The organism is Kocuria himachalensis (genome assembly GCF_054784195.1).
The window spans coordinates 96,268-120,435 of the sequence record NZ_BAAGPL010000016.1 but is presented as its reverse complement, the minus strand read 5'-3'; the positions used below and the strand labels follow the sequence as shown (position 1 = coordinate 120,435).

Here is a 24,168-nt window from a genome sequence, read left to right as displayed (position 1 = left end):
AGCGGACGGCGCCCGAACGGCCGGGGTCCGTCCGACGGCGGGGAGCGCCGGTCACCGCCGCGGCGCGGGCGGTCGGTCCTGCGGCGGGGTGTCGACAGCGACGCTCCTCGACCGGCGCCGCAGGGCCTCTGCGGCCACGGTCGCGGTCACGGCCAGCAGCAGCACGAGCAGCGCCCAGCGGGCGATCACCAGCACGGACGCCGCGGTCACGGCGGCGCCGTCCCCGGGGTCGGCGAGAGCCGCGTCGATCGCCGCGTTGCCGGCCAGGGAGACGGCCGCGAAGCCGAGCACCACGGCCGAGCGCCTCCACCGCCGGGCGCGGGACTCCGTGTTGACCGCCACGAACAGCAGCCACGCCAGCCCCACGAGCAGCGGGGCCAGCAGTCCGGAGGAGCGGTGCACCCCCTCGTACTGGGCGAGCCCCTGCTCGCCCAGCGCCGCGGCGAGCCGCTGGGCGTGCTCCTGGCCGAATCCACCCGGCATCCACTCGGGCAGCGTCAGCCCGCCCGCTGCGGCGGCGCCGAAGCGGGGGAGGACCCAGGCGTGCACGTACAGCCACAGGACCGCCGAGACGGACATGGCCACGCCCACCACGAGGCCCGAGCTGGACCTCGTGGGCTCGGGGCGGAGCTCGCCGGGCCGCGCCTGGTGCAGGCGCGTCCCCCGGGCCGGCCCCGGGGGCGCCGTGGTGGCGCCGTGCTTGCGTGCCTTCTGCGCGCGTGTCAGTCCCATGCCCCCATTATCCGGTCGCGCGCCCGCCGCCCAACGCCGGGAGCGCAGGGGTAGGCTGGGGCCACCCGCACCGGTCCTGACGGACCGCACCGGGGGGCGGACCGGCCGACGACGACCGGCCGCTCGACGAGGACGACACGGAGGTGCCGGTCATGGAACTGTCCATCGGACTCCCGGACGGCCTGCTCATGCGGCTGACCGAGGGCAACGTGCTGACGCTGTTCGAGAAGGACCACGAGACGGTGCGCCGCACGGTGGACTGCTCCGTCCTCGGCGGCGCTCCCATGGCCGACATGGTGTGGTCGCACAAGCTCTCGGCCGTGATCGTGGCGGTGCCCTCCCTGCACCGGCTCTTCCGCTGGGACCCGTACACCGACGTGCTGTACGAGTTCGCGGGCACGGGCGAGTCCGGACGGCGGGACGGGAAGGCGGCGCAGGCCAAGTTCGCGGCCACCGTCTCCATCACCGAGGACGGCGACGGCACGCTGTGGCTCATCGACCGGGACTCCTCGTCCCTGCGCTGCATCGAGATCGACACCGACAAGCCCGACGGCGGCCCGCAGGTCTGCACCGTGGTCGGCCGGGCGGGCGCGGGCTTCGCGGACGGGCCCGCGGACGTGGCCCAGCTGGACCACCCCGAGGACCTGCAGATCCTCTACGACGGCTCCATCGTGATCGCCGACACCGGCAACGACGCCATCCGGCACCTCGACCCGACCAGCCGGGAGCTCGACACCGTCTACGGCGGTGGGACCGAGGGCTCCGTCGAGTTCGACGACGACATCGAGCTGCAACGGCCCGTCCGCGTCACGGTCGCCGACTCGGAGCTGTGGGTCGAGGACGACAACGGCCGGCACCGGCTCGAACTGCACTTCGTCTGAGGGCCGTCCCCCGGCCGACCCGCCTGTCGTGCGGCCTCGGTACACTGGGCCCACGATGGACTACCTCTTCGACAACCCGCTCCTGCCCTCCGCCTCCGTGGCCCGACCCGGCACCGAGACCCGGCCACGGCGGGGCACCGTCTCCGCCGACGCCCTCGTGGACGGGCTCAACGACCCGCAGCGGGCCGCCGTGGAGCACTCCGGCTCACCGCTGCTGATCGTCGCCGGCGCCGGCTCCGGCAAGACCCGCGTGCTGACCCACCGGATCGCGCACCTGCTGGCCACCGGACGGGCCCACCAGGGCGAGATCCTCGCGATCACGTTCACGAACAAGGCCGCCGCCGAGATGCGCGAGCGCGTGGTCGAGCTGGTGGGGGACTCCGCGAGGTCGATGTCGATCTCCACCTTCCACTCCTTCTGCGTGCGCGTGCTGCGGCGGGAGGCCGCGAGCGTGGGCCTGAGGTCGACCTTCTCCATCTACGACTCCGCCGACTCCCTGCGGCTCCTCACGCTCGTGGCCAAGCAGCACGACCTCGACCCCAAGCGCTTCGCGCCGAAGAGCATCCAGCACCGGATCTCCGCGCTGAAGAACGAGCTCGTCGACGACGAGACGTACCTGTCCCGGGTCTCCGAGTCCGACCCCTTCGAGAGCGCCGTGGCCCAGGTCTACCGCGGCTACACCGAGCGGCTGCGCGCGGCCAACGCCATGGACTTCGACGACCTGATCGCCCAGACCGTGCACATGCTCCGGGCCTTCCCGCAGGTCGCCGAGTACTACCGGCGGCGGTACCGGCACGTGCTCATCGACGAGTACCAGGACACCAACCACGCGCAGTACGCCCTGGTCCGCGAGCTCGTCGGCACCGGGGCGGACGCCGGGCCGGGGACGAGCACCGTGCCGCCCGCCGAGCTGACCGTCGTGGGCGACTCGGACCAGTCGATCTACGCGTTCCGCGGGGCCGACATCCGCAACATCGTCGACTTCGAGCAGGACTACCCCCAGGCCCGCACCATCCTGCTGGAGCAGAACTACCGGTCCACCCAGAACATCCTCACCGCGGCCAACGCGGTGATCGCGAAGAACAAGGGCCGGCGGGAGAAGCGGCTGTGGACGGCCTCCGGCAGCGGTGAGAAGATCACCGGCTACGCCGCCGAGAACGAGCACGAGGAGGCCCGCTTCATCGCCGAGGAGATCGACCGGCTCCAGGACGAGGACGGGTACCGCCCCGGCGACGTCGCCGTGTTCTACCGCACCAACGCGCAGTCGCGCTCCCTCGAGGAGATCCTCATGCGCGTGGGCCTGCCCTACAAGGTGGTGGGCGGCACCCGCTTCTACGAGCGCAAGGAGATCAAGGACGCCCTGTCCTACCTGCGCGCGATCGTGAACCCGGACGACGACATCAACGTGCGCCGGATCGTGAACGAGCCCAAGCGCGGCATCGGTGACCGCGCGGAGGGCGCCGCCGCGGCGCTCGCCGAGCGCGAGCGGGTCTCCTTCATGTCCGCGCTGCGCCGTGCCGACGAGGCACCCGGCATGGCCACCCGCTCCCTGAACGCGGTCAAGGCCTTCGTCCAGCTCATGGACGACCTCGCCTCGGTCGCCGAGGGCTCGGGGGCCGCCAGCGTCCTCGAGGCCGTCCTGGAGCAGTCCGGGTACCTCGCCGCGCTGCGCCAGTCGCAGGACCCCCAGGACGAGTCCCGGGTCGAGAACCTCGCGGAGCTCGTGGCCGTGGTCCGGGAGTTCGAGCGGGACCACCCCGACGCCGGGCTGCCCGAGTTCCTCGAGCACGTCTCCCTCGTGGCCGACGCCGACCAGATCCCGAACCGGCCCGCCGCCGGCACCGAGGGTGGGCCGAGCGCCGAGCAGATCGCGGCGGAGGTCGCCGAGGCCCGCGCCCAGGGCGTGGTCACCCTCATGACCCTGCACACCGCCAAGGGCCTCGAGTTCCCCGTGGTCTTCCTGACCGGCATGGAGCACGGGCTGTTCCCGCACCAGCGCTCCCTCACGGACGAGAAGGAGATGGAGGAGGAGCGTCGCCTCGCCTACGTGGGGCTCACCCGCGCCCGCGAGCGCCTCTACCTCACCCGCTCCGAGTTCCGCTCCATGTGGGGGCAGTCCCAGTACAACCCGGCCAGTCCGTTCCTCGACGAGATCCCGGCCGAGCTCCTCGACTGGAAGCGCGAGGGGTCCTCGGCTCCGGCGTCGTGGGGCTCCTCGCTGCACGGCGGCTCCGGGCAGCGGGACCCGATGCGGGGCTCGTACTGGGGCGCCGCGGCGGCGTCGAACGCGGCCTTCGAGCGGATGGCGCCGTCGCGGGCCACCACGGCGGGCCGGGTCCAGCCCAATAAGGAGATCCCCAGCCTGTCCGTCGGTGACACCGTGGACCACAAGGCCTTCGGCAAGGGCACCGTGGTCTCCGTCGAGGGCGCCGGTGACAAGACCGTGGCGAAGGTGCGTTTCGGGGCCGACGAGAAGCGGTTGCTGCTGCGCTACGCACCGCTGACCAAGGTCGGCTGAGCCGCCGCGGTCGCGGACGCACCCGGCGACGTCGTGCGGGCCGGCCTCGCCCTCGGGTCCCGTGCGGGAGCAGAGGGCGGAACGTGAAGAGAGCCTCCGGTCGGAGTGCGGGTCCGACCCGCACTCCGACCGGAGGCTCTCCGCACGTCAGGGCGTCCCCGCCGCTGACCTCTCAGGGGACCTCTAGGAGGACTTCGCCTTCACCGTGTAGATCGCGCCGGTGGAGACGTCCTCCTCGAGGGCCTCGAGCGTGCGTCCGCGGGTCTCGGGGACCTGGGTGAAGACGAAGATCAGCGAGAGCACGCCGAACCCGGCGAAGAGGAAGAACGTGCCGGTGATGCCGACCGCGTCGACCAGGGAGGGGAAGTAGAGCGCGAGGACGCCGTTGGCCACCCAGAGCATGAAGACGGACACGCCGATCCCGAAGCCGCGCATGTGCAGGGGGAACACCTCGGAGAGGTACACCCAGACCGCGACGTTGAGGAAGGTCTGCATGGAGCCGACGAAGGCCACCACGAGGGCCAGGATCACCCAGGGCCGCAGCGGGTTGTCCACCGCCAGCGTCAACGCGGCGATCCCGATGAGCAGGTGGCAGGTGGTCGTGAGGCTCAGGCCGATCATGAAGGTCTTGCGCCGGTCGAGGCGGTCCATCATGTACAGCGCGATGAGGCCGCCGACCACGGCGATCACCCCGGGGGCGATGTTGGCGATCAGGGCCGCGCCCGCCTCGAAGCCCGATTCGATGAGCACGATCTGCCCGTAGTACATGATCGAGTTGATCCCGGTGAACTGCTGGACGATGCCGAGGCCGATGCCGACCAGCAGGATGCGGAGCAGGTGCTTGTTGGTCAGGATGGCGCCCAGCCCGATCCGGTTCTCGGCGCGCTCCTCCTCGGTGATGTGCTCGACCTCGCCGAGCTCGGCGATCGCCCGGTCCTCGGAGCGCACCGTCTTGAGCACCTCGAGGGCCTCCTCGTGCCGGCCCTTCTCGACCAGCCAGCGCGGGGACTCCGGCATCCGGAGCATCCCGATGAACAGTGCCACGGCCGGCAGCGCGCAGATCGCGAACATGATCCGCCAGACCCCGGTGACGTCGCTGAAGACGTTGCCGATGATCGCGTTGATCACGAACGCGGAGAGCTGGCCGATCACGATGGCCACCTCGTTGCGGCCCGCGATCGATCCGCGGATCTCGTAGGGCGCCATTTCCGCCAGGAACACCGGGACCACCGCCGAGGCCCCGCCCACGGCCAGGCCCAGCAGGATGCGTCCGACCACGAGAACCTCGTAGTTGGGGGTGAACACGACCACCAGGGTCCCGAGGAGGAAGAGGACGGCGAGCAGGAGGATGGTCTTCCGGCGCCCCCAGGCGTCGGAGAGGCGCCCGCAGGACAGGGCGCCGACGGCGGCCGCGAAGACGAGCGAGCTGGTGACCACGCCCTCGGTGATCGGGGTGAGGCCGAGCTCCTCCGACATGGGACGCAGCGCACCGTTGATCACCCCGGTGTCGTAGCCGAAGAGCAGGCCGCCGAAGCAGGCGACGACCGAGATGAGACCGAGGCGCTTGCGATGTGGGCCGGAGGTGAGCGGGGGCAGCGCAGCAGCTGCTTCCCGGGGTGAGGAGGTGGCCATCGGGAGTTCCTTTGTTCGTGCGCAGCCGGGGCGCGCTTCAGGGTGCTGATGGGTCGGTCGGACGGGCCACTCGAGGCGTGACGCACGTCTCACTGGTCTTGATGTCCTTATGTTAGGACATATGAAGTTACAAGGAAACCCTGCGTCGGGATTTTCTGTGACGGCCGCAACCTCTGTCGTCATCCACGTCGTCGAAGTCGACGTCGGCGTCGGCGTCGGAACCGGAGCGGGAGGGACGGCCTCGGGGTGGAGAGGGCGACGGGCGCACCGGGCGCCGGACGTGGGCACGTCCGTCCGTGCCGTCGCAGCCGGACGGCGGGGCCCCGGGGCACCGACCGGGTCGAGTGCAGCTAGACGAACAGCAGGACCGCCACGGCCGCGGGGGCCGTCCAGCGCAGCGACCTGCCGGTGAGGTTGTGCACCACCCCCAGCAGCGTGCAGCAGACCACGGCCGTGGCGACGGAGGCCCATCCGCCGAGGATCAGCCCGGGCAGCGCGAGCAGCAGCCCGAGGACGAGCCCGCCCACAGGGGCCACCTGCGTCCAGGGGGCCGGCCGGCGCAGCTCCACGGCCCGCTGGACGCACGTCAGGACCAGTGCGAGGAGCAGGGCCCGGCCCACGTGGTAGGCGGCGAAGCCCACCATGCCGAGCCACGCGCCCGCGCCGTACTCGGCGTAGAGATCCAGGTAGAGCTGGACCGGCTGCACGCGCGCCTCGCCCACGAGGAAGACGGGCAGGATCACCCCGAGCAGGACGGCCAGCACGAACACGCCCAGGGCGGTCGTGGTCCGCCGGTGGTCGGCCGCGGAGGAGGAGGACGGGGGCGGAGGGGCCACGGGGTCCGCCGCCCGGTGGCGCAGCCACGCCACGAGGCCCCGCTGGATCCCGAACCACGCCGCGCCGAGGCACAACCAGGCGAAGACCTGCCAGCCCAGCGGATAGACGCCGGGGATCTCGCCGGTGAAGGTGAGCACCGTGCCGTCGACGACGGCCTCCAGTCCGAGGGCCACGAACGCGAAGGTCGCGATCGAGACGAGGAAGCCGGGATCGGCGGGGGCGAACGCCCGGTTCTCGGGGGAGTCGACAGAGCTCATGGGGCCAGTCAATCAAGAAACGCGGGGCCGCACGCGCGCGCCCCCGGTTGTGGCCGCCGAATCGGCATGCACTACAGTCTCGTACAGGGAGTGCACCGGAAAGTCCCGCGCCCGGAACGGCTTCGCGGAACGGCCCGGACGCATCCTCCGGCCTCGGCCGGGAGGATGCGCAGCGCTCCGTTCACCACCAGGTCGGAGGACGGCCCGCACACTGCCCGGGTCGCCGCCGCCCACGACTTCGACGAAGAAGGGCATTCACCCGTGGACCTGTTCGAATACCAGGCACGCGACCTGTTCGAGAAGCACGGCGTCCCCGTGCTCCAGGGCATCGTCGCGACCACCCCCGAAGAAGCAAGGGCCGCTGCCGAGAAGATCGGCGGAGTCACCGTCGTGAAGGCGCAGGTCAAGGTCGGAGGCCGCGGCAAGGCCGGCGGCGTCAAGGTCGCCAAGACCGCCGACGAGGCCTACGAGCACGCCCAGCAGATCCTCGGCATGGACATCAAGGGCCACACCGTCCACCGGGTCATGATCGCCCAGGGCGCGGACATCGCCGAGGAGTACTACTTCTCGATCCTGCTGGACCGCGCCAACCGGTCGTACCTGGCCATGTGCTCCGTCGAGGGCGGCGTGGAGATCGAGCAGCTCGCCGTCGAGCGGCCCGAGGCCCTGGCCCGCGTCGAGGTCGTCCCGACCGAGGGCATCACCGAGGCCAAGGCCCAGGAGATCGTGCAGCAGGCCGCCTTCGACGAGGAGACCGCGGCCAAGGTCGTCCCGGTCCTGGTCAAGCTGTGGGACGTCTTCAAGAAGGAGGACGCCACGCTCGTCGAGGTCAACCCGCTGGTGAAGACCGGCGACGGGCAGGTCATCGCCCTCGACGGCAAGGTCACCCTCGACGAGAACGCCGAGTTCCGCCAGCCGGAGCACGCCGCGCTCGCGGACAAGTCCAGCGCCGACCCCCTCGAGGAGAAGGCCAAGGAGCACGACCTCAACTACGTCAAGCTCGACGGGGAGGTCGGCATCATCGGCAACGGCGCGGGCCTGGTCATGTCCACCCTGGACGTCGTCGCCTACGCCGGCGAGAAGCACGGCAACGTCAAGCCGGCCAACTTCCTGGACATCGGCGGTGGCGCGTCGGCCGAGATCATGGCGGCCGGTCTGGACGTGATCCTCAATGACCCGCAGGTGAAGTCCGTGTTCGTCAACGTCTTCGGCGGCATCACCGCGTGCGACGCCGTGGCCAACGGCATCGTGAAGGCCCTCGAGATCCTCGGGGACGAGGAGGACAAGCCGCTCGTGGTCCGCCTGGACGGCAACAACGTCGAGGAGGGCCGGCGCATCCTCGCCGGCGCCAACCACCCGCTCGTCACCCTCGCCGAGACCATGGACGAGGGCGCGGACAAGGCCGCCGAGCTCGCCCACGCCGCCAACTGATCCGCCGACCGGACGAACACTTCTAAGGAACGAACAGCAATGTCAATCTTTTTGAACAAGGACTCCAAGGTCATCGTTCAGGGCATCACCGGCGGCGAGGGCACCAAGCACACCGGTCGCATGCTCGCCGCGGGCACCCAGGTCATGGGCGGCGTCAACGCCCGCAAGGCCGGCACCACCGTGGCCCACCAGGACAAGGACGGCAACAGCGTCGAGCTGCCGGTGTTCGGCACCGTCGCCGAGGCCGTCGAGAAGACCGGCGCGGACGTGTCGATCGTCTTCGTGCCGCCGGCCTTCACGAAGGACGCCGTGGTCGAGGCGATCGACGCCGAGGTCCCGCTCGTCGTGGTCATCACCGAGGGCATCCCGGTGCAGGACTCCGCCGAGTTCTGGGCCTACGCGAAGTCGAAGACCGGTGCGGACGGCAAGCAGACCACCCGCATCATCGGCCCGAACTGCCCCGGCATCATCACGCCGGGCGAGTCGCTCGTGGGCATCACCCCGGCGAACATCACGGGCAAGGGCAAGATCGGCCTGGTCTCCAAGTCCGGCACCCTGACCTACCAGATGATGTACGAGCTGCGGGACATCGGGTTCTCCACCGCCATCGGCATCGGCGGCGACCCGGTCATCGGGACCACCCACATCGACGCCCTCGAGGCGTTCGAGGCGGACCCCGAGACCGAGGCCATCGTGATGATCGGCGAGATCGGCGGCGACGCCGAGGAGCGCGCCGCGGACTTCATCAAGGCGAACGTGACCAAGCCGGTCGTCGGCTACGTCGCCGGCTTCACCGCACCGGAGGGCAAGACCATGGGCCACGCCGGCGCCATCGTCTCCGGCTCCTCGGGCACCGCGCAGGCCAAGAAGGAGGCCCTCGAGGCCGTGGGCGTGAAGGTCGGCAAGACCCCGTCCGAGACCGCCCAGCTGATGCGGGAGATCTTCGAGACCAAGTGATCCGGCGGGCTCCCGCCCACCGACCCGTCACACGCGAAGCCCCGTCCACGATGCCCGTGGACGGGGCTTCGCGTGTGTCGGGGCGCCCGAGAGCGCCGGGACACCCGTGAGCTCAGAGCTGACCCTCGAGGAACTGCGCGACGCCCTCGCCGAAGGACCAGTCCTCGCGGGTGTTCTCGGTGACGGAGACGATGAGGTCCTGCGGCGACAGTCCGGTGCGCTGCTCGAGCCGGTCGGCCAGTGCCCGGTACATGGCCTGCTTCTGGGCCTCGCTGCGGCCCTGCTGGACGACCTGGACGATGACGAGGTCGTCGGTGCGGGTGAAGCCGAGTCCGGTGTCCTCGGCGATGATCTGGCCGGGCTTGTGCTCGGTGATGATCTGGTAGCGGTCCCGGGGCGGGGCGGCGAAGGTGTCGAGCATGACGTCCTGGACGGTGTCGGCCAGGTCGCGGAGCTGTGCGGGGGAGCGGCGGTTCTCGGTGACGTCGATGCGCACGAGGGGCATGAGCGGATCCTTTCGGTGGGTGGCGCGTGCGGGGAGCGGTCGCAGCGCGCTCCGTGGCGGAAGCGGGCCGGAGCCCGGAGAGCCCGTCGGCCGGCGGCCGGCGGGACGGGGCAGTGCGGGGACGAGCGACGCGTGTGGATCGCGCGGGGCGCGGAACCGTGCTGAGGCCGGGACGTCCGGATGCTGGGCCTGGGCTCCCGCCGCACCCCGTCAGAAGCCACTGTCCCACCGGACCAGAAATTATGTCAAGACATTAAGACAAAGATCGCCGAACGTGTCGTCGACGTGTTCCTGGCGGTCACGGTCCCGCGCTGCGCGCGGCACAGCTCCACTCGGCCGAATTAGACGGTATGTCTTTACAAACTGACCTGATGTCGTATTCTGGTTGTGATCCGGACCACTGATCGGCCGGGCGTCCGGCGTCTTTCCCGGGACGCCGGTCCACCACCAGAAAGCAGGTCACCATGGCGCAGCAGAACGCGACCACCACGACCGCCGACGCGGCGGCCCAGCAGAAGAAGCCCGTCCTGATCGGCACCGCCCCGGACTCGTGGGGCGTCTGGTTCGCGGACGACCCCCAGCAGACGCCGTGGGAGCGCTTCCTCGACGAGGTCGCCGAAGCCGGCTACTCCTGGATCGAGCTGGGCCCCTACGGCTACCTGCCCACGGATCCCGCCCGGCTCGCGGACGAGCTGGCCCAGCGGAACCTGAAGGTCTCGGCGGGCACGGTCTTCACGGCGTTCCACCGCGGTGCCGACCAGTGGCGCGAGGCGTGGGAGCCCGCGCGGAAGGTCGCCGAGCTGACCGCCGCCATGGGCGGCGAGCACATCGTGGTCATCCCGGCCATGTGGCGCGACGACGTGACGGGCGAGGCCCTCGAGAACGAGCACCTGAGCACCGAGCAGTGGAACGCCCTCTGCGCGGGCCACGACCGGCTGGGGAAGGTGCTGCGCGAGGACTACGGCCTCCAGCAGCAGTTCCACTCCCACGCGGACTCCCACGTGTGCGGCCAGCCCGACATCGAGACCTTCCTCCAGCGCACCGACCCCGAGCTGGTCACCTTGTGCCTGGACACCGGCCACGCCGAGTACGGCGGCGCGTCCTCCGCGGACCTCATCCGCAAGTACCCGGAGCGGATCGGCTACCTGCACCTGAAGCAGATCGACCCCGCGATCATGGAGCGCGTGCGGCGGGAGAACCTGACCTGGGCGGCGGCCAACCTGGCCGGCGTCATGGTCGAGCCACCCGCCGGCCTGCCGGACCTCGCGGAGGTCATCACGGAGGTCGAGAAGCTGGACCGGCCGATCTTCGGCATCGTCGAACAGGACATGTACCCCGTCACCTCCTTCGACGTCCCGCTGCCCATCGCCACCCGCACGCGCTCCTACCTGCTGGGCTGCGGATCCCGCACCCGCGTCCGCTGACCCGTCCGCGCCCCACCGACCCGGAGAACCGCCCATGAAGATCGCCCTCGATCCCACACCGTTCCACTCCACCCACTCCCTGCTGGAGTTCCCGCGCCTCGCGGCGGACCTGGGCTACGACCACCTGCAGCTGACGCCCCACGCGGACTTCCTGCCCTTCTTCAACCACCCCAAGGCCGACGACCGGCTCGTCGCGGACCTGCGGACGGCCTGCCGTGCTGCCGGGGTGCAGATCGCTTCCGTGCTGCCCGTGCTGCGCTGGTCCGCCCCGGACCCCGACGCCCGTGAGGCGGCCGTGCGGTACTGGAAGCGGGCCATCCGGATGACGGTGGACCTCGGGGTGCAGCAGATGAACACCGAGTTCCAGGGCCGGCCCGAGCTGGCCGAGGAGTCGGAGCGGGCGTTCTACCGCTCGATGGAGGAGCTGCTGCCCCTCATCGAGGCCGAGGGCGTGCACATCGCCATCGACCCGCACCCCGACGACTTCGTGGAGCAGGGCCTGGCCGCGTGGCGGGTGATCCGGGGCGTGAACTCCCCGAACCTCGGCTTCGCCTACGTGGCGCCGCACACCTTCCACATGGCGGACGCCCCGGGCGAGATCATGGCCGCGGTCGGGGACCGGCTGCGCGTCGTCCACGTCGCCGACAGCATGGACCACCACCGCTCGCACGGGCTGCGCTACATCACCAACCCCCCGGGCAGTGCCGCCCGGGTGCACCAGCACCTGAAGATCGGCGACGGCGACGTCGACTGGGACGAGTTCTTCGGCGGGCTCGCCACCAACGGCTTCCTCGACCGGGCGGACTCCGTGATGGTCTCCTCGGTCTTCGCCGAGAACGAGAACGCCACGGAGGTCTCCCGCTACCAGCTGGAGCAGATGACCGAGCGCGCCGAGGCCGCCCGGCGGTCAGCGGCCCGCACCCCGCAGCACACCGAGCAGAAGGCGGAGGCCCACGCGTGAGCTACGACGTCGTGACCCTCGGACGCATCAGCGTCGACATCTATCCCGACGACATCGGCGTCGGCCTGGAGGACGTGACCACGTTCCGCAAGTACCTCGGCGGATCACCGGCGAACGTGGCGGTCGCCGCGGCCCGCCACGGCGAGTCCACCGCGGTGATCACCCGCACCGGCGACGACCCGTTCGCCACCTTCCTGCACCGGGAGCTCACCCGCTATCGCGTGGACGACCGGTTCGTGAGCGCCGTGCCGGGGCTGCAGACCCCCGCCACGTTCTGCGCGATCCGGCCGCCGGAGGACTTCCCGCTGTACTTCTACGGACGCTTCCCCACGGCCCCGGACCTGCAGATCCGCCCCGAGGAGATCGACGCCGAGGTCGTGGCCGAGGCGCGCATCCTCTGGTCCACCGTCACGGGCCTGTGCCAGGAGCCGTCCCGCTCCGCCCACTTCGCCGCCCACGAGGCCCGTCCGCGGGAGCAGCTGCGGGGCGACCAGCACACGATCCTCGACCTCGACTACCGGCCCATGTTCTGGGACACCGAGGAGGACGCCCGGGCGCAGGTCCACGAGCTGCTCGGCCACGTGACCATCGCCATCGGCAACGACAAGGAGTGCGCGGTGGCCGTGGGGGAGGGCACCCCCGACGAGCAGGCCGACCGGCTGCTCGCCGCCGGCGTGCGGATCGCCGTGGTCAAGCTCGGCCCCGAGGGGGTCATGGCCAAGACCCGCGACGAGCGCGTGGTCTCGGCCCCGGTCCCCGTGGAGACCGTCAACGGCCTCGGCGCCGGGGACTCCTTCGGCGGAGCGTTCTGCCACGGCATCAACCAGGGCTGGAGCCTCGAGCAGGTCCTCGACTACGCCAACGCCTCCGGCGCGATCGTGGCGTCGAAGATCTCCTGCTCCGACGCCATGCCCACCCCCGACGAGGTCTTCCAGCTGCTGCGCGAGCGCGGCCGCGCCGTACCCGAAGGAGTCACCCGATGACCACGACCACCCCCCTCGAGCTCGACACGGCGGACCCGCGCCGCTACGAGCACCTGACCCGGGTCCGGCTCGAGGACCCCCGCGCCGTCCAGCGCGCCGCCGACTCCCGCCGTCGCCACCCCGGGACCGTGCACGGACGGCAGAACTTCGTCGTCGCCGCGGACCACGCGGCCCGCGGCGCTCTGAGGGTGCGCGACGAGGGCGGCGCCATGGCCGATCGGCGCAGCCTGCTCGACCGCCTGCAGATCGCCCTCGCGGACCCCAAGGTCGACGGCGTCCTCGCCTCCCCGGACGTGCTGGACGACCTGTTGCTGCTCGGGGCGCTCGAGGGCAAGCTCGTCTTCGGCTCCATGAACCGCGGCGGACTGCCCGGGCTGGTCAACGAGATCGACGACCGTTTCACCGGACACACCGCCGAGGCGCTGAACCGGATCGGCGCCGACGGCGGCAAGATGCTCACCCGCATCTGCTTCGAGGACCCGCACACCACCTCGGTGCTGGAGAACACCGCCAAGGCCGTGGACTCGCTGGCCGCTCTGGGCCTCATCGCGATGGTCGAGCCGTTCATCTCCCGGAGCACCGGCACCGGCATCGTCAACGACCTCTCCGCCGACGCCGTCATCCAGTCCGTGGCCATCGCCCAAGGGCTCGGCGGGACGTCGGCGCACACCTGGATGAAGCTTCCCGTGGTCGAGGACATGGAGCGTGTCATGGCGGCCACCACCCTGCCCACGGTCCTGCTGGGCGGTGATCCGAGCGGGCGGCCCGACGAGGTCTTCGCGACCTGGGAGGCCGCGCTCGCGCTGCCCGGCGTCCAGGGCCTGACGGTCGGACGCACCCTGCTCTACCCCGAGGACGGCGACGTCGCCGGCGCCGTGGCCACCGCCGCGTCCCTGCTCAAGGGGCACCCCGTCGAAGAAGGAGCCGCCCGATGAGCACCCGTACCCTCTCCGTCTCCCAGGCGCTCGTGGAGTTCCTGGCCAATCAGTGGACCGTGGACCGGATCGGCGCCGAGGAGTACCGGCAGCGCACGATCCCGGGCATGTTCGGCATCTTCGGCCACGGCAACGTGGCCGGGGTGGGCCAGGCCCTGAAGCAGTACCAGGCCGAGGACCCCTCCGTGATGCCCTACTACCAGGGCCGCAACGAGCAGGCGCAGGTGCACCAGGCCGTCGGCTACGCCCGGCACACCCGGCGCCGGGCCACCTTCGCGGTGAGCACCTCGATCGGTCCCGGGGCCACCAACATGGTCACCGGTGCGGCCCTGGCCACCACGAACCGGCTGCCCGCGCTGCTGTTGCCCTCGGACCAGTTCGCCTCCCGGGTCCCGGACCCGGTGCTGCAGCAGCTCGAGCGCCCCGACGCCAACGACATCACCGTCAACGACGTGTTCCGGCCGGTGTCCCGCTACTTCGACCGCGTCTGGCGACCCGAGCAGCTCTTCTCGGCGCTGCTCAACGGCATGCGGGTGCTCACGGACCCGGCCGAGACCGGTGCCGTGACGATCGCGCTGCCCCAGGACGTGCAGGCCGAGCCGCTGGAGGTGCCCGAGGAGTTCCTCGCCCCCCGGGAGTGGCGGATCCGCCGGCCGGCTCCGGAGGAGGAGGACGTCCGTGCCGCCGTCGCGGCGATCCGCGCGGCCGCCCGGCCGGTGATCATCGCCGGCGGCGGGGTGCACTACGCCTTCGCCACCGAGGCGCTGGCCGAGTTCGCCGAGGCCACCGGGATCCCGGTGGCCTACACCCAGGCGGGCGTGGGCGTCCTGGACTGGGACCACCCGCTGTGCCTCGGGGCCGTGGGGTCCACCGGGTCCACGGCGTCCAACGCCGTGGTCGCCGACGCCGACCTGGTGATCGGCATCGGCACCCGGTACGAGGACTTCACCACCGCGTCCCGCACCGCCTTCCAGCACCCGGACGTGCGCTTCGTCAACATCAACGTCGCGGCCTTCGACGCGTACAAGCAGGGCACCGCGGTGCCGATCGTCGCCGACGCCCGCAGGACCCTCGTCGAACTGACGAGGGCGCTGGGCGGGTACCGGGTCGGCGCGGACCTCGCCGAGACCGTCGAGGCCGAGAAGCAGCGCTGGGACGCGACCGTGGACGCCGCGTTCGCGCAGCGGCACCTGCCGCTGCCCAGCCAGAACGAGATCATCGGGGCCGTCAACGAGGCCATGGACGAGCGCGACGTCGTCGTGTGCGCGGCGGGCTCGCTGCCCGGTGACCTGCACAAGATGTGGCGGGTCAAGGACGCGTACGGCTACCACGTCGAGTACGCGTTCTCCTGCATGGGCTACGAGATCGCCGGCGGGCTCGGGGTCAAGCGGGCCGCCGTGGCCGAGGCGGACCGGGACGGCACACCGCAGGACGCCCGCGACGTCGTGGTGATGGTCGGGGACGGCTCCTACCTGATGATGCACACCGAGCTCGTCACGGCCGTGGCCGAGGGGCTCAAGCTCGTGGTGGTGCTCATCCAGAACCACGGCTACGCCTCCATCGGCGCCCTGTCGGAGCAGCTGGGCTCCCAGCGCTTCGGCACCCGGTACCGCTACCTCGACGGGGCCCGGCACAGCTTCGACGACGGCTCGACGCTGCCGATCGATCTGGCCACCAACGCCGAGTCCCTCGGCGTGCGCGTGCTGCGCGTCGAGCCCGGGGCGGGTGTCATCGACCGGCTGAAGGCGGCCGTGGCCCAGGCCAAAGCCGTGCCCGAGGGCTCCGGTCCCGTGCTCGTGCACGTGGAGTCCGACCCGCTGATCGACGCGCCCAGCTCCGAGTCCTGGTGGGACGTGCCCGTCACGGGCACCGCCACCCTGCCGTCCACGAACGAGGCCTACGAGGTCTACCAGCAGCACAAGGCCCGGCAGCGACCGCTGCTCGGGAACTGAAGGAAGAGCCCATGAGCCAACAGTTGGGTGGCGTGTCCGTGACGGCTACCGCGACTCTGAGCTCCACGAACGAGGCCTACCAGGTCTACCAGCAGCACAAGGCCCGGCAGCGTCCGCTGCTCGGCAACTGAAGGAGGAATCCCATGACTCAGCAGATCGACAAGACCGACCAGCAGCTCAAGCACATTGAGCACTTCATCAACGGGGCGCGCAGCACCGGCACCGGGGAGAAGACCCAAGAGGTCTACAACCCCGCCACCGGCAAGGTGTCGGCGATCCTGCACCTGGCCTCCGACGAGGACCTGCAGGCCACCGTCGCGGCCGCACGGGCGGCTGCCGACAAGTGGGGCGACATGTCCATCGCCCGGCGCACCGCGGTGCTGTTCAAGTTCCGTGAGCTCGTGGCCGCCCACACCGACGACCTCGCCGCCCTGATCACCGCCGAGCACGGCAAGGTGCTCTCCGACGCCAAGGGCGAGGTGGGCCGCGGCCTCGAGGTCGTCGAGTTCGCCTGCGGGATCGCCGAGCAGCTCAAGGGGGAGTACTCCGACCAGTTCTCCACCGGCATCGACGTCTACTCCTTCCGCCAGCCCCTCGGCGTGGTCGCGGGCATCACCCCGTTCAACTTCCCCGTCATGGTGCCGCTGTGGATGGCCCCGGTCGCGATCGCCACCGGCAACGCGTTCATCCTCAAGCCCTCCGAGCGCGACCCCTCCCCGGCCCTGCTGCTCGCCGAGCTGTGGCAGCAGGCCGGCCTGCCGGACGGGGTGTTCCAGGTCCTGCACGGCGGCAAGGAGGCCGTGGACGGGCTGCTGACCCACCCGGACGTGGACGGCATCTCGTTCGTGGGCTCGACCCCGATCGCCCAGTACGTGCACGAGACCGCGACCAAGCACGGCAAGCGCGTCCAGGCCCTCGGCGGGGCGAAGAACCACGCCATCGTCCTGCCGGACGCGGACATGGACTCCGCGGCCGACAACCTCACCGCGGCCGCCTTCGGCTCCGCCGGGGAGCGCTGCATGGCCGTGTCCGTGGCCGTGGCCGTGGGCGAGGCCGCGGACCTGCTGGTGGACAAGCTCGCCGCCCGCGCCCAGGACATCACCGTGGGCAACGGCATGGACGCCTCCTCCGACATGGGCCCGGTCATCACTCCCGCGTCCCGGGACCGCGTGCGCCGGATCGTCACCGACGCGGAGGAGGCCGGCGCCGCCGTCGTCGTGGACGGCCGCGACCTGATCGTCAAGGACCACGAGGACGGCTTCTTCGTGGGCCCCACCGTCCTGGACAAGGTCCGGAAGGACATGCAGGCCTACGAGGAGGAGATCTTCGGACCCGTCCTCGTGGTGCTGCGCGTGGACACCCTGGACGAGGGCATCGAGGTCATCAACGCCAACCCGTACGGCAACGGCACCGCCATCTTCACCTCCTCCGGCGCCTACGCCCGCCAGTTCAAGCGGCAGGTGACCGTGGGCATGATCGGGGTCAACGTCCCGATCCCCGTGCCCGTGGCCTGGCACTCCTTCGGCGGCTGGAAGGCCTCCCTGTTCGGCGACCACCACATCTACGGTCCCGACGGCGTGCGCTTCTACACCCGCGGCAAGGCCGTCACCGAGCGGTGGCCCGAGCCGCACCACGCCTCCGGGGCCTCCTTCGCCTTCCCGTCCTCGTCCGACCACTGAGTCCAGCCCGTTCCACGGACAGCGGCGCCCAGCCGCTGTGCCCGGACCTCGGGTCCCCGTCCCTGTCCCGCACGCGAAGGCGGGGCAGGGACGGAGCGACGCGGCTTCCACCACCATCCGGACCGACCGGGTCCACACGCCCCCAGCGGGCGGAAGGAGTTTCATCATGACCACCACCCTGCGCGTAGCCGTCGTCGGAGCCGGCCGCATGGGCGCCGACCACATCGAGCGGATCCACCGCCGGATCAACGGCGCCGAGATCGCCGCCGTCGTCGACATCGACAGGACCCGGGCCGAGGCCGCCATCGCCCACATCCCCGGCGCGGTCGCCCACACAGACTTCCAGGAGGTGCTCGACCGGGACGACGTCGACGCCGCCCTGATCGCCACCCCGGGCTTCCTGCACGAGCAGGTGCTGCTGTCCGCGATCGAGCACGGGCTGCCCACCCTGTGCGAGAAGCCGCTGACCCCGGACGCGGAGTCCTCCTGGCGCGTCGTCGAGGCGGAGGTCGCCGCCGGCCGCCAGCTGATCCAGGTCGGCTTCATGCGCCGCTTCGACGCGAGCTACCTCGCCCTGCGCCGGATGATCGAGGAGAAGACCTACGGCGAGCTGCTGACCCTGCACCACCAGCACCGCAACCCGACCACCCCGCCCGGGTTCACCAACGAGATGATCATCAACGACTCCGTGGTGCACGAGTTCGACGCCGTGCGATTCTTCACCGGTGAGGAGATCACCTCGGTCCAGGTCCGGATCGGGCGGTCCACCCGCAACGCCCCGGAGGGCCAGAAGGACCCGCAGCTGGTGCTGATGGAGACCGAGTCCGGGGTGCTGGCCCAGGTGGAGGCCTACGTCAACGCCCAGTTCGGCTACCAGGTCGCCACGCAGGCGTCCTTCGAGACCGGAGTGGTGGGCATCGGCGGCGACACCGAGCCCTACGTCCGCACCGCCGGCACCTGGGGCGGCAGCGTCACCCCGGGCTTCGAGGAGCGCTTCGTCGAGGCCTACGACCGGGAGATCCAGGCGTGGGTCGACGCCGCGGCGCGCGGGCAGATCGGCGGTCCCTCGGCGTGGGACGGCTACGCCACGGCCGCCTGCTGCGAGGCCGGGGTCCAGGCCCAGGCGAGCGGGGAGATCGTGCCCGTACGGATGCAGCCCAAGCCGGAGCTCTACGGCACGGCACAGGTTCCCGTCAGCGCCTGAGCGGCGGGACCGGCGTCAGGGCGCGGTGGGGCGGTCGCCCCGCCGCGCCCTCGTGCGTCCTGGCGCGCCGCCGAGCGTCCCGCCGACGGGGCGCTCCACGGGTTCCCTCGTCACCCGGTCGAGCGGGGTGCCGCCGTGGACCCGCGGACGACGAGCTCCGGCACGAGCAGGACCGCCGCCCCCGTGCCCCGGCTCCCGCCGATCCGGGCCACCAGCCGCTCGGCGGCCACCTCGCCGATCTCCGCGTTGCGGCTGTCGACGGTGGTCAGCCGCAGGAGGTGGGTGGAGGCGATGGGGGAGTCGTCGTAGCCCACCACGGAGAGGTCCTGCGGGACGCGCAGCCCGCGCTCGCCGGCCGCTGCGAGCGCCCCCATGGCCATGGTGTCGTTGGCGGCGAAGACCGCCGTGGTCTCCGGGGCCGTGTCGAGCAGGCGCACCGCGGCGGCGTAGCCGTCCTCCTCCGTGGTGGCGCCTCGCCCCGGGACGGTGCGCGGCTCGAGACCGGCCGCGACCATCGACTCCGCGAAGCCCTCCGCCCGCAGCCGGGCGGCCCCGCCCCCGCCCGTGAGGTGGCCGATCCGGCGGTGGCCCAGATCCGTCAGGTGCTCCATCGCCAGTCGCGCACCGAGGCGGTCGTCGTTGGCGACGACGTCCGCGCCCGGGACCAGGCCCTCCCGGTGGCCGGCCACGACGACGGGCAGTCCCTCGGGCACGCGCATGGCACCGGTCGGCTCCGTGGCGATCACCAGCCCGTCGACGCGCATCGACAGGAAGCCGTCCAGCGGGTGCGCCTCCACGTGAGCGTTGAGCGTGTGGTCCGCGACCGCGATCCGCAGCCCGTGCGACGCCAGGCCCTCCTGCAGGCCGCGCAGCAGCTCCACGAACCAGAGGTTCCGGTAGTCGTCGATCACCACCCCGATCGTGCGGGTCGTCGCCCCCGCCAGCGCCGCGGCGGCCTGACTGGGTCGGTAGCCCAGCTGCTCCACCGCCGCCAGGACGGCGGACCGCCGGGCCTCCGACACGCTGGGGGAGCCGCGCAGGACGAGGGACACCAGGGACTTGGAGACCCCCGCGGTCCGGGCGACGTCGTAGATGGTGGGCGGTCGTGAGTTCACCAGAGCATTGTCTCCCCGAATTTGTCCTGACACATCTCTTGACCCGGTCCGAGGGAGATCCTACGCTCATTGGAGCGCTCCAATTGTGGGCGGCACCACAGCGGACGGTTCAGTGGCCGCTCTTCCTTCCTCGTCCCGTCCTCATTCCAGGAGACAGACATGACCGACAGCATCGGCATCGCCGTCATCGGCGCCGGCATGGCCGGGCAGGCTCACGCGGCGGCCTACCGTGTGGCCCCCACGCTCTACGACCCCGTCATGCCCCCGCTGCGCCTCGTCGCCGTCGGCGACGTCAACGAGACGCTGGGCGGGCACGTCGCCCGGCGCTACGGCTACGAGAGGGCCGTGGGGTCGTGGGAGGCGATCGCGGAGGACCCGGAGATCGACGTGGTCAGCGTCGTCATCGCCAACCGCTTCCACCGCCGGGCGGTCGAGGGCCTGCTGGAGGCGGGCAAGCACGTCCTGTGCGAGAAGCCGCTCAGCGACACCCTCGAGGACGCCCGCGCCATGTCCCGCGCCGCCGAGCAGGCCGAGTCCATCGCCCGCATCGGCTTCACCTTCCGCCGCACCCCCGGCATCGCCGCCATCCGCGACCTCATCCAGGACGGCACCCTGGGGAAGGTCCTGCACTTCAGCGGCCGGTACTGGACCGACTACGGGTTCAACCCCAAGGCCCCGATGAGCTGGCGCTACCAGGGCGGTCCCGGCTCCGGGGCACTGGCCGACGTCGGCAGCCACCTGGCCTACGTCGCGGAGTTCCTCTGCGGCGACATCGCCTCCGTGTCCGGCGGCCGGCTGGCCACCACCATCACCGAACGCCCGCTGCCGGTGGGTGCGGTGGTCGGCCACGACATCGTCGAGGTCAGCGACGTCTACGAGCCGGTCGAGAACGACGACTACGCCGCCTACTCCGCGGAGTTCGCCTCCGGCGCCGGCAGCCTCGAGGTCTCCCGGGTGGCCGCCGGGCACCCCAACACGCTCACCTTCGAGGTGTTCTGCGAGAAGGGCGCGGCCCGGTTCAACCAGCTGCGCCCCGCCGAGATCGAGCTGTTCCTCCACGAGGGTGCGGAGGCCACCAACGGCTACCGCACCGTCAACCTGGGCCCCGGCCACGCCTACCTCTCGCAGGGGCTGGCCATGGACGCCCCGGGTGTGGGTTTCGGCCAGAACGACGCCTTCGGCTATCAGGCCCGGGCCTTCCTCGAGGAGGTCGCCGGCCTCGACGAGTCCGTCTCGCTGCCGCGCAACGCCTCCTTCGCGGACGGTGTGCACAACATGGAGATCCTGGCGGCCGCTGTGGAGTCGGCTGCCAATCACGGAAAGAAGGTCGTCCTGTGAAGCTCGGCGTCTACAACGCGATCCTGCACGACCGGCCCCTGCCCGAGGCCCTGAAGGTCATCGCGGACCTCGGCCTGACCGGCATCGAGATCAACACCGGCGGGTTCCTGCCGGCCGTCCACGTCCCGGACATGGACCAGATCCTGGTCAGCGACGCGGCCCGCGACGACTACCTGGGGCTCTTCGAGGGCACCGGTGTCTCGATCGCCGGTCTGAACTGCAACGGCAACCCGCTGCACCCGAAGCGGGGAATCGGTGAGAAGCACGCCGAGGACGTCCGCCGCTCCATCCGGCTGGCACACCGTCTGGGCCAGACCCGGGTGGTCACCATGTCGGGGCTGCCCGGCGGGGAGCCCGGGGCCACGGTGCCCAACTGGGTCGTCAACGCCTGGAACTCGGCCTCCCTGGACATCCTGGACTACCAGTGGGGGATCGTGGCCGACTTCTGGCGGGAGACCGACCGGATGGCCGCCGACCACGGCGTGAAGGTGGCCCTGGAGCTGCACCCGCAGAACGTCGTGTTCAACACCGCCGATGTCCGCAAGCTCATCGAGCTGACCGGTGCCACGCACGTGGGGGTGGAGCTCGACGCCTCGCACCTGTTCTGGCAGCAGATGGATCCGGTCGCCGTGGTCCGCGAACTCGGCCCGCTGATCTTCCACGCGGCCGCGAAGGACGTGCGGATCAACACGGACAACGCCGCGCTCTACGGTGTGCTGGACAACAGCTTTCGCCGTCTCTCACCCGAGGAGGACCGCACCAACCTCGGCGGCGACGAGTGGGTCAACGAGTGGCCGAAGGACTCCGCGTGGGACTTCGTGGCGCTGGGCCGCGGCCACGACACTGCGTACTGGGCCGAGTTCCTCGCCGCCCTGCACGAGGTGGACCCGGACATGGCGGTCAACATCGAGCACGAGGACGTCTCCCTGGGCCGCATCGAGGGCCTCGAGATCGCCGCGGGCGTCCTGAAGGACGCCGCGGCGTCCGTCGGCGCGCTGCGCTGATCCGTTCGCCTTCACGGGAAGGGCCCGCCCCCCGAGGGGCGGGCCCTTCTGCACGGGCGGTGTCGAGGGTGCTCAGCGGCCGAAGGGCAGCCGCGGGTCGACGGCCGACTCGTCCCAGGTCCGGCGGATCCAGCCGTGGTGGGGGTCGTCGCTGATCAGCCACTCCCGCACCCGGCCCGGCCCGGCCATGACGTTGAGGTAGTACATGTCGTAGCCGGGGGCCGCCATGGCGGGCCCGTGCCAGCCGTAGGGCACCAGGACGACGTCGCCCGAGCGCACCTCGGCGCTGACGTCGATGGGGCGGTCGTCCGAGGCGTAGACCCGCTGGTAGCCCATGGGATCGGTGCCGCCGGACACCGGGGCGGGCATGCCCTCGGCGAGCTGGGTCTCGAAGTAGTAGATCTCCTCCAGCGCCGTCTCCCCGTCCTTCTCCTCGTCGTGCTTGTGCGGGGGGTAGGAGGACCAGTTGCCGGCGGGGGTGAGCACCTCGCACACGATGAACCGGTCGGCCTCGAGCGCGGCGGGCGTGCCGAAGTTGTGCACCTGCCGCGAACAGCTGCCCGCGCCACGCAGCTCCACCGGGATCTCCTCGCGGCTCACGAGCCGCGTCGGGTGCTCCGCGCGAGCCGGCGCCGAGGCCACGGCCACCCGCCCGCCGGTGGCGGTGGACACGGTCAGGTCCCGGCGGATCCCGGTGTAGAGGACGTCGGTGGGGCCGGCGAAGACGGAGGCGCGGCCGGCGAGGTCGTAGCTCTCACCGTTCGTCTCGGCGGTGAAGCTGCCCGCGAGGGGCACCACGATGCGCTCCTCCTCGGCGGCGTCCAGGGTGATCTGCTCACCAGGGCCGAGGTCGGCCACGCGCAGCCCGGTGTGGGCCCAGCCGGGGACCTCGGTGGCGGAGTCGTGGCCGCCCAGGGAGACGAACCAGCCGTCCTGGGCTGCGGAGTCCTTGGGGTGGACCCACTCGGGGCGGGAGCTGTCGGTGTGCATGGGTCGGTGTGCCTTCCGGTGTCGTCGTCGTGCGGTGGTCTCGGGTCGGAGCGCTCCTGTGCTCAGCGCTGGACGAGGGTGAGCTCGAAGGTGTACTTGTCGGCCCGGTACACGTGCCGGCCCGTCTCCACCTGCCGGCCGAGGTCGTCCATGGCGGTGCGGTGCATGCTGACCAGCGCGGCACCCGGCTCGACGCCCAGCTGCTCCGCCTGGAACGCGTCGGCCGACACCGCGCCCACCCGCTGGTGGGCCAGCTGGAAGTTGACGCCCTGGCCGCGCATCAAGGAGTACAGCCCCTCCTGCTCGAGCTGCTCGCGCGTGAGCTCGCACAGCGAGCAGGGGATCCAGTTCTCCATGAGGGCCAGCGGCTCGCCGTCCGTGCCGCGCAGGCGCACGAGGTGGTAGACCTCGTCGCCCGGCGCGATGCCGAGCAGCAGCGCCACCTCGTCGTCGGCGGGGACCCGTGCGAAGTCCAGCACGTCCGTGCTGGGACTGCCTCCGCTGCGCTGGAGGTCCTCGTGCAGACTGGTCAGCTCGAGCGAGCGGCGGACCTGGCTGCCCACCACCTGGGTGCCCACGCCGCGCTTGCGCACCAGCAGGCCGGCACGGACGAGCTGGTCCATGGCCTTGCGCATGGTGGGGCGGGACAGGTTGAGCCGGTTGGCGAGGTCGATCTCGTTGTCCAGCTTGGTTCCCGGGGGCAGCTCACCGCTGCGGATCGCGTCCTCGAGCCCCTGCGCCACCTGGTGGTAGAGGGGCACGGGGGAGGTCTTGTCGACCGTGAGACGGAGTGGGCCGGACATGGTGGACCTCCAAGGGGTGGAACCGAGCGG

20 protein-coding genes are annotated in these 24,168 nt (G+C 71.3%); 13 read left to right on the top strand and 7 right to left on the bottom strand.

Annotated elements, in window-relative coordinates:
- Positions 1-51: 51 nt before the first annotated feature.
- Positions 52-732 carry a hypothetical protein gene (locus ACYVM4_RS11340; protein ID WP_460668636.1) on the bottom strand — a complete coding sequence of 227 codons (681 nt, stop codon included), beginning with the start codon at positions 730-732 and terminating at the stop codon, positions 52-54.
- A gap of 152 nt (positions 733-884) precedes the next feature.
- On the opposite strand from ACYVM4_RS11340, the gene ACYVM4_RS11335 reads away from it, so the two are divergent.
- A complete protein-coding gene (locus ACYVM4_RS11335; RefSeq protein WP_368822687.1) occupies positions 885-1,613 on the top strand; it encodes an NHL repeat-containing protein in 729 nt (242 codons plus the stop codon).
- Between the two features lie 55 nt (positions 1,614-1,668).
- A complete protein-coding gene (gene pcrA / locus ACYVM4_RS11330) occupies positions 1,669-4,131 on the top strand; it encodes a DNA helicase PcrA (protein ID WP_368822688.1) in 2,463 nt (820 codons plus the stop codon).
- A 183-nt stretch (positions 4,132-4,314) separates the two neighbouring features.
- Here pcrA and ACYVM4_RS11325 read toward each other — a convergent pair whose 3' ends face one another.
- Positions 4,315-5,763 (bottom strand): sugar porter family MFS transporter, encoded by a 1,449-nt coding sequence (locus ACYVM4_RS11325; RefSeq protein ID WP_460668635.1) that lies wholly within the window; start codon positions 5,761-5,763, stop codon positions 4,315-4,317.
- A gap of 350 nt (positions 5,764-6,113) precedes the next feature.
- The gene (locus tag ACYVM4_RS11320; protein ID WP_460668634.1) at positions 6,114-6,857 is read right to left on the bottom strand and encodes a hypothetical protein; all 744 of its coding nucleotides are present in this window, start codon (positions 6,855-6,857) and stop codon (positions 6,114-6,116) included.
- 261 nt (positions 6,858-7,118) lie between these two features.
- Here ACYVM4_RS11320 and sucC point away from each other — a divergent pair, with 261 nt between their 5' ends.
- Entirely contained in the window at positions 7,119-8,288 is a 1,170-nt protein-coding gene (sucC, locus tag ACYVM4_RS11315; protein ID WP_460668633.1) for an ADP-forming succinate--CoA ligase subunit beta, read from the top strand.
- Between the two features lie 39 nt (positions 8,289-8,327).
- The gene (gene sucD / locus ACYVM4_RS11310; protein ID WP_368822692.1) at positions 8,328-9,245 is read left to right on the top strand and encodes a succinate--CoA ligase subunit alpha; all 918 of its coding nucleotides are present in this window, start codon (positions 8,328-8,330) and stop codon (positions 9,243-9,245) included.
- Between the two features lie 112 nt (positions 9,246-9,357).
- Here sucD and ACYVM4_RS11305 read toward each other — a convergent pair whose 3' ends face one another.
- Positions 9,358-9,750 (bottom strand): tautomerase family protein, encoded by a 393-nt coding sequence (locus ACYVM4_RS11305; RefSeq protein WP_460668632.1) that lies wholly within the window; start codon positions 9,748-9,750, stop codon positions 9,358-9,360.
- Between the two features lie 464 nt (positions 9,751-10,214).
- Between ACYVM4_RS11305 and ACYVM4_RS11300 the strand changes: the two genes are divergently transcribed.
- The 7 genes from ACYVM4_RS11300 to ACYVM4_RS11270 all read left to right on the top strand — a co-directional run bounded on the left by ACYVM4_RS11300 (position 10,215) and on the right by ACYVM4_RS11270 (position 18,888).
- Positions 10,215-11,174, top strand: coding sequence for a sugar phosphate isomerase/epimerase family protein (locus ACYVM4_RS11300; RefSeq protein WP_368822694.1), 960 nt, complete (start codon positions 10,215-10,217; stop codon positions 11,172-11,174).
- A gap of 34 nt (positions 11,175-11,208) precedes the next feature.
- Positions 11,209-12,135 carry a sugar phosphate isomerase/epimerase family protein gene (locus tag ACYVM4_RS11295; RefSeq protein ID WP_460668631.1) on the top strand — a complete coding sequence of 309 codons (927 nt, stop codon included), beginning with the start codon at positions 11,209-11,211 and terminating at the stop codon, positions 12,133-12,135.
- A complete protein-coding gene (gene iolC / locus ACYVM4_RS11290; protein WP_460668630.1) occupies positions 12,132-13,118 on the top strand; it encodes a 5-dehydro-2-deoxygluconokinase in 987 nt (328 codons plus the stop codon). Before ACYVM4_RS11295 ends, iolC begins: the two co-directional genes overlap by 4 nt.
- The gene (locus ACYVM4_RS11285; RefSeq protein WP_460668629.1) at positions 13,115-14,053 is read left to right on the top strand and encodes a Cgl0159 family (beta/alpha)8-fold protein; all 939 of its coding nucleotides are present in this window, start codon (positions 13,115-13,117) and stop codon (positions 14,051-14,053) included. Before iolC ends, ACYVM4_RS11285 begins: the two co-directional genes overlap by 4 nt.
- On the top strand, positions 14,050-16,005 hold the full coding sequence (gene iolD / locus ACYVM4_RS11280; protein WP_460668628.1) for a 3D-(3,5/4)-trihydroxycyclohexane-1,2-dione acylhydrolase (decyclizing): 1,956 nt from the start codon (positions 14,050-14,052) through the stop codon (positions 16,003-16,005). The genes ACYVM4_RS11285 and iolD overlap by 4 nt, the downstream gene beginning before the upstream one ends.
- A gap of 143 nt (positions 16,006-16,148) precedes the next feature.
- The gene (locus ACYVM4_RS11275) at positions 16,149-17,684 is read left to right on the top strand and encodes a CoA-acylating methylmalonate-semialdehyde dehydrogenase (RefSeq protein WP_460668627.1); all 1,536 of its coding nucleotides are present in this window, start codon (positions 16,149-16,151) and stop codon (positions 17,682-17,684) included.
- Between the two features lie 166 nt (positions 17,685-17,850).
- The gene (locus tag ACYVM4_RS11270) at positions 17,851-18,888 is read left to right on the top strand and encodes a Gfo/Idh/MocA family protein (RefSeq protein WP_460668626.1); all 1,038 of its coding nucleotides are present in this window, start codon (positions 17,851-17,853) and stop codon (positions 18,886-18,888) included.
- A gap of 110 nt (positions 18,889-18,998) precedes the next feature.
- Here the strand turns inward: ACYVM4_RS11270 and ACYVM4_RS11265 are convergent, their stop codons facing one another.
- The gene (locus ACYVM4_RS11265; RefSeq protein ID WP_460668675.1) at positions 18,999-20,006 is read right to left on the bottom strand and encodes a LacI family DNA-binding transcriptional regulator; all 1,008 of its coding nucleotides are present in this window, start codon (positions 20,004-20,006) and stop codon (positions 18,999-19,001) included.
- 156 nt (positions 20,007-20,162) lie between these two features.
- On the opposite strand from ACYVM4_RS11265, the gene ACYVM4_RS11260 reads away from it, so the two are divergent.
- A complete protein-coding gene (locus ACYVM4_RS11260) occupies positions 20,163-21,341 on the top strand; it encodes a Gfo/Idh/MocA family protein (RefSeq protein ID WP_460668625.1) in 1,179 nt (392 codons plus the stop codon).
- Complete coding sequence (locus ACYVM4_RS11255) at positions 21,338-22,345, top strand: sugar phosphate isomerase/epimerase family protein (protein ID WP_460668624.1); 1,008 nt, start codon at positions 21,338-21,340, stop codon at positions 22,343-22,345. The genes ACYVM4_RS11260 and ACYVM4_RS11255 overlap by 4 nt, the downstream gene beginning before the upstream one ends.
- 72 nt (positions 22,346-22,417) lie before the next feature.
- On the opposite strand, the gene iolB is transcribed toward ACYVM4_RS11255, so the two are convergent.
- Together iolB and ACYVM4_RS11245 are read right to left on the bottom strand one after the other, a co-directional pair.
- Positions 22,418-23,335, bottom strand: coding sequence for a 5-deoxy-glucuronate isomerase (gene iolB, locus ACYVM4_RS11250; protein ID WP_460668623.1), 918 nt, complete (start codon positions 23,333-23,335; stop codon positions 22,418-22,420).
- Positions 23,336-23,397: 62 nt separating this feature from the next.
- Positions 23,398-24,138 (bottom strand): GntR family transcriptional regulator, encoded by a 741-nt coding sequence (locus ACYVM4_RS11245; protein ID WP_368832411.1) that lies wholly within the window; start codon positions 24,136-24,138, stop codon positions 23,398-23,400.
- Positions 24,139-24,168: the final 30 nt, after the last annotated feature.